5 protein-coding genes and 1 pseudogene are annotated in these 5,927 nt (G+C 72.1%); 1 reads left to right on the top strand and 5 read right to left on the bottom strand.

Translation table 11 applies throughout. The features are described 5' to 3' along the window. Positions 1 to 141 precede the first annotated feature (141 nt). Positions 142 to 557: pseudogene (locus C1J00_RS36715) on the bottom strand (sugar ABC transporter substrate-binding protein); the annotation flags it as partial. 156 nt (positions 558 to 713) lie between these two features. Here C1J00_RS36715 and C1J00_RS36710 point away from each other — a divergent pair. Next, positions 714 to 1,577: a phosphotransferase enzyme family protein gene (locus C1J00_RS36710; RefSeq protein WP_102913257.1), complete on the top strand. Its 864-nt coding sequence runs from the start codon at positions 714 to 716 to the stop codon at positions 1,575 to 1,577. 119 nt (positions 1,578 to 1,696) lie between these two features. Here C1J00_RS36710 and C1J00_RS36705 read toward each other — a convergent pair whose 3' ends face one another. The 4 genes from C1J00_RS36705 to C1J00_RS36690 form a co-directional block, all read right to left on the bottom strand. Next, entirely contained in the window at positions 1,697 to 2,419 is a 723-nt protein-coding gene (locus C1J00_RS36705; protein WP_102913256.1) for a 3'-5' exonuclease, read from the bottom strand. Between the two features lie 130 nt (positions 2,420 to 2,549). Beyond that, positions 2,550 to 3,791, bottom strand: coding sequence for a DUF5919 domain-containing protein (locus C1J00_RS36700; RefSeq protein ID WP_102913255.1), 1,242 nt, complete (start codon positions 3,789 to 3,791; stop codon positions 2,550 to 2,552). 102 nt (positions 3,792 to 3,893) lie between these two features. Next, entirely contained in the window at positions 3,894 to 5,213 is a 1,320-nt protein-coding gene (locus tag C1J00_RS36695; RefSeq protein WP_102913254.1) for a copper amine oxidase, read from the bottom strand. Positions 5,214 to 5,271: 58 nt separating this feature from the next. After that, a partial coding sequence (locus C1J00_RS36690; protein WP_102913253.1) for a Tat pathway signal sequence domain protein occupies positions 5,272 to 5,927 on the bottom strand: 656 nt, incomplete at its 5' end.

The raw sequence follows: 5,927 nt of genomic DNA, 5'->3' as shown, positions 1-5,927 counted from the left end.
GGCCGGTCAGGGCTCCGGGGCGGCGGCGCGTCCTGGCGGAGTGCGCACAGCCCCGGGCGTGACCGGAGATGTAGATCGCGTTGATACCCACGAGCAGCACGCTAGACGGCGCCGGTGCGGACGGACAACGGGTTTTCCGGGTCAGCGCTGATAGCGGGCGAGCACCAGGTCGCCGTCCTCCTCCAGCCGTTCGCGCAGTTCACCGAGACCGATGGCTCCGCTGTAGTACTCCTGCAGGGCTGGGGTCGCCACCTTGTCCTTCCACTCGGGGTAGCCCCGGACCGTCCGCGCGTGTGCCGGGCGCAGACGGACGGCGAGGGCGGTGCCGGTGGCCCAGCCGTGCCGCGTGGTGCGCAGGGCGGGGTCTCTCAGCGCCTGGGTGCCGCGGGCAGCCAGTCGCCGAGGGCGAGGCGGACCATGTTCTTCCGCAGCAGGAAGTCGAGGAACTGCGCGGCTTCATTCTTGTGCGGGCAGTCCTCGGCGATGGAGAGGGTCTGGGGGCTGACCCCCTGGGTGAGTCCGGCGGCTCCTGCCGGGGCGGGCAGTACCTGCCAGTCGGCTGCCCCTTTGCACGCTCGCCCGGCCTGGTCATGCTCGTGAAGGCCAGGTGCCTCGTCAAGGCACCGCGTATGCCGCCCGACCTGTGCCGATGCCACACTGACCGGTGGATGGCCGGAACCCGACGGTCGGGGCGCGGACGACGGAGGCGGACGATGGACGAGGCGCGGGCGCGGGACGTACTGGCGGCGGCCGGGGTGCTGCCGGGTGCGGCCGGGGAGGCGCGCTTGCTCGCCCTGGGCGAGAACGCGGTGTTCGCCGCCGGTGACCTGGTCGTCAAGGTCGGCCGCGATGCCGAGCTCCTGGACCGGGCGCGCCGCGAACTGGACATCGCGGTGTGGCTCGCCGAGGCGGGCGTGCCGGCGGTGCGGGCTGCCGAGCCGGAGGCGCTGCTGGCCGACGGGCATCCGGTGACGGTGTGGCATCGGCTGCCGGATGCCGTACGGCCCGCCGAGCCGCGGGATTTGGCCGAACTGCTGCGGGTCGTACATGCCACGCCTCTTCCTCCCTTCGACCTTCCGGCCCGTGACCTGCTGGGCGGTGTGGAGCGGTGGCTGCGGCTCGCGGGGGACGCGGTCGATCCCGCGGACGCCGCGTATCTGCGCGAGCGACGGGACGCCTTCGCCGCTCGGGCCACCGCGCTCACGCCGCATCTGCCGCGGGGGCCGATCCACGGGGACGCGCTGCCGCGCAATGTGCATGTCGGACCCGACGGGCCCGTGCTGGTGGACCTGGAGACGGTGTCCGCGGACCTGCGCGAGCACGATCTCGTGGTGATGGTGCTGTCCCACGACCGGTACGGGCTGGGGGACGAGGCCTACGCTTCGTTCGCGCAGACCTACGGCTGGGACGTGCGCGAGTGGGAGGGCTGCGGGGTGCTGCGCGGAGCCCGGGAGACGGCCAGTTGCGCCTGGGTCGCCCAGCATGCGCCGGGCAACCCGAAGGCGCTGGCCGAGTTCGAGCGGCGGGTGCGGTCCTTGCGGGACGGTGACGAGACGGTGCGGTGGTATCCGTTCTGACCGCCACACTGGGCGCCCGCCTGAACGCCTGCCAGACCTGGGCGCCTGCCTGACCGTCTGAACGCCTGCCAGACCTCGGCGCTGCCTAGGCGTGACCGCCCGGCCGCCCGGCAGACGCCTCAGACCGGCTCGTCCGCCGGCTCCCGCAGGGGCCACGTCCCGTCGACCGAAGCCGTCGGATCGCCCTTGCCGCGCAGGAAGGCCTGGAAGTCCGCCGCCCACTGCGCGTACCACTCGATCTGGCGGTGGTGCAGGGCCGCCGGGCCGAGGGTGGCGATCTTGGGGTGGCGGTCGGCTATCGCGCCGGCCAGGCGGGCCGCCGCCAGGGCGTCGGCCATGGCGTCGTGGGCCGCGTCGAGGACGACGCCGTACTCGGCGCAGACCGCTTCGAGGTTGCGTTTGCCTCGGCGGTAGCGGTCGACCCAGCGGTCGATGGTGTACGGGTCGATGACCGGCGCCGGGTCCGCGCCGCCCAGACGGTCGCGCAGGGACGGCAGGCCGTGCCGCCGCAACTCCGCGGAGAGCAGGGTGAGGTCGAAGGCCGCGTTGTAGGCGACGACCGGAACGCCCGTCTTCCAGTACGAGGTGAGGACATCGGCCAGCGCGTCCGCCACCTGGTCGGCGGGTCTGCCCTCGGCCGCCGCCCGCTCGTTGCTGATGCCGTGCACCGCCACCGCGTCCTCGGGGATCAGCACTCCCGGGTCGGCCAGCCACTCCCGGCGCCCTATCGGCTCTCCGCCCCTGACCTCGATCACGGCCCCCGTGACGATGCGCGCCTCGCGCGGATCGGTGCCCGTCGTCTCCAGGTCGAAGCCGACCAGCAGCTCCCGGTGCCAGCCCATGGGCCGTCCCCCTTCTTGTGGTGCGTTCCCCCAGTGGTCCCCACCTTCCCACGCACCACTGACAATCAGAGGACCGCGTTCCGCTTACCCGCGGCGGCGGACCCGGAACCACCGTGCAGCACGGCACAGTTCAGGACACCGGCCGTGAATCCGCCCACATCACCTCGAACTCCTCGCGATAGGTGGGGAAGAGGCCCGCTTCGTCCATCTCGCCCGGCTTGACCACCTTGCCGCTGTTGCGCAGGACGAAGACGGGCGCCTCCATGCCCCGGGTGCGGCGCAGATAGCTCTGCACGACCGCGATGCCGTCCGCACCGTCGCCGTCCACGAGATACGCCGTGAAGCGGGGGGTCTCGTCGAAGACCTGGATCTCGAAGGCCCCAGGGTCGCGCAGCCGGGCGCGCACCCGGCGCATGTGCAGGATGTTCATCTCGACGGCCCGGCTCAGCTCGCCGCGCCTGATGCCGAGCTCCCGCTCGCGGCGCTTGACCGCGCTGGAGGCCGGGTTGAGGAACAACAGCCTGACCCGGCAGCCGGACTCGGCCAGCCGCACCAGCCGCCGGCCGGAGAAGTTCTGCACGAGCAGGTTGAGGCCGATGCCGATGGCGTCGAGGCGGCGGGCGCCGCCGAAGATGTCCTCGGCGGGGAACTGCCGCATCAGCCGCACCCGGTCCGAATGGACGGCGACCACGTCGGCGTACCGGTCGCCGACCAAGTCCTCGACCGCGTCGATGGGCAGCCGGCGCGCGGAGGGCACGTCACCGCCCGCGCCGAGCATCTCCAGCAGCCGGGCCGAGGCCCGCTCGGCCTGGCTCAGCACGGCCTCGGACAGGGCCCGGTTGCGGGAGACGACGTTCCGGGTGACCTCCAGCTCGTCCAGGGCGAGTTCGACGTCCCGGCGGTCGTCGAAGTAGGGCTCGAAGCACGGCCAGTGCTGCACCATCAGCTCGCGCAGCTGGGGCAGGGTGAGGAAGGAGAGCACGTTGTCGTCGGCCGGGTCGAGCAGGTAGCCCTTGCGGCGGCTGACCTCGCGGACGGCCACCGCGCGCTGCACCCACTCCTGGCCGGCCGGTCCGGCGGCGGCCACCACCCAGTCCTCGCCGTGGACGGGTTCGTAGACGGGCCGCAGCACGGCGGCGACCACCGCGCGCAGCCGCTGTTCGACGAGGTTGAGCCAGATGTAGGCCCGGCCGGCCCGCTGGGCGCGGGTGCGCACCTCGCGCCAGGCGTCGGCGTCCCAGTCCAGCTCCGGGCCGATCGAGCCCGTCGCGTCCATCGGCCGCGCCAGGGACACGGCACCGGTCGGGACGTCTGTGGAGTGCCCCTCGTGACCCTCGTCACCAGGGGGCAGCTCCAGCCCTCCCGAGCCCACCCGCGCACCGCCTTCCGCTCCCCCGAGCACTCCCCTTGTCAACGATCAAGGAAGGGTACTCCGGGAGCGGTCGGCGGTGCAGCCGGATGGGCAGGGTCGTTCTCAACGGCGGGGCTGCCAGTGCCCGTTCTGCCAGCCGAGCTCCGCCGGAGTGAGCGGATTCATGGCGGTGACGTCGCGCGGGGCGATGGAGAAGCCCTGCCAGTGGACGGGCATGGGCTGCTGGTCCTCGTCCCGGGCTATGTGGTGGAAGCCGATGTTCATCCAGACCACCGGGTGGGTCAGGGCCTGTCCGTTCACCCACTTGTCCACGGACTTCCCCGCTCCGGGGCCGCAGTTGCCGGGGTTGTGGCTGGCGAACAGTTCGCACTTGTTGTACTGCGTGACGTACAGGTCGCGCTTGGTGTAGCTGCGGCCCGGGTATTTGGTCGTGGGCCCGGGGACGATCTCGTAGGAGCGCGCGTGTCCGTCCTTGTTCTTGCCGGTCGCGCTGACCATGCGCCACCAGCGGTAGTTCTTGCTGTCCCCCGCCAGTTCCTTGGTCACCTTGGTGCGCGTGGTCTTGGTGGTGGGGGCGCGCTGGCCCCGGGTGGGCGCGCTGACGGTGGAGTCGTACTGCTCGACGCGGTTCTTCGTGGAGCCGTCCAGGGCGAAGTCGAGCCGCCAGAAGGCGTTGTGGCTGTGGCTGGTGGACTTGGCGCTCGCGCCCTTGCCGATGGGCCAGCCACGGCCGTCGCCGGCGTCGTAGTCGTCCCAGGACAGGCTGCCGGTGGCGCCGACGTTCATGGTGATCGCGCCGTCGTCCTGGAAGCGCCACTCGGTCATGTACTCGTACCAGCCGACCTGGTTGACCGTGTAGACGAGGAGGTCCTTGCCCTGGGCCTGGAAGACCTTGTTCGCGGTGTCGCCCTGCATGCGGTAGGCGTGGCCGCGGGAACGGGTGGTGGTGCACAGGCCCTTGACGTTCGGGTCCTCGTTCCAGGAGTCCGGGACCTTGACGGTCTTGATGGTGCCGCCGGGGCACTCGCCCGGCGCCAGGTTCATCAGGCCCTGGGCGAAGTCGAAGCCGGTGAGGTCGTCGTACTCGATGTTGCCGTCGTCGTAGGGGACGTGGATCTGCCCGAGCCGGGCGCTGTTGAGGACCCTGATCGGTTTGGGCTCGCCCTTGGGCTGGTACGAGATCTTCTCCAGCACGAGGCCGGCCTTGCCGTCGTAGCGCCAGCACATCCGCCAGGTGGTTCCGGAGGAGAGCTTCTGCTCGATGCGGTAGGCGGCGCTGCAGTCGGCGGCCGCCGCGGCGGGGGCGGCCTTCGGCTGGGCGGTGGCCGGTCCCGCGCCGGCCGTGGCACCCGCGGCCAGCGCGGCCACGGTCAGTCCCGCGGCCGCCCGGGTGCGGGCCTTGGTGTTGCTGTTCACGCGCATGACGAGATGACTCCCTGACGAGGAGGAGCGGGGTGGACGGGTGAGCGAAGCGGGCAGGTCAGCGGTCGAGCCGGGCGGCCTTGCGGGCGCTCAGGTCGATCACCAGCTGCCGGGCGTCGACCCACGGACCGTTCTTGATCTTCGGGAACAGCCGGACGCAGCGGTGCTCTCCGCACTTGTCGAGCACGGCGGGCTGCGCGCCCGGCGCGGCCCGGTAGACGGCTCCGCTGAGCTGGAGCTGGTCCGGGGAGGTGAGCGCCTTGCCGGTGGCGTCCTTGTAGTCGGCCTTCAGCCCCGAGCCGAGCGGGTCGGCGATCAGAAGAGCGGCCGCCTCGGCCTTCTCCGCGCGGCTCAGGGGCGGCTGTACGCCGTGCTGGCTGCCGGTCGCCACCACCTTGCCGGTGCCGAGATCGACGGTCCGGGTGACGAGGGTGTCGTCCCGGTAGTCGTAGAACGTCACGTCGGCACGGCGGGGCGCGTCCGGCTTGCCGGCCTCGTCGGCCTCGGGTTCGGCGAGGTCGACACCGAGGGGCTGCGGGCCGCGGTCCCCGTCCACGCTCTCACTGCTCCGGAACAGCTGCCGGCTGAGGGCGATCTTCTCGGCCCGCTTCAGTTCGTCGTCGGTCAGCGGATCGCGACCCTTGCCCTGCCGCCCTTCGGCGGGCGCCGCCTCGACGACCCCCGGCGCCACGGCCCGGCCGCCCGCCGCCGCAT

Origin of the sequence: Streptomyces cahuitamycinicus (assembly GCF_002891435.1) — a bacterium.
In the GTDB taxonomy this organism is placed as follows: domain Bacteria; phylum Actinomycetota; class Actinomycetes; order Streptomycetales; family Streptomycetaceae; genus Streptomyces; species Streptomyces cahuitamycinicus.
Note: the sequence above shows the minus strand (reverse complement) of the source record. Positions and strands in the feature narration are given on the sequence as shown.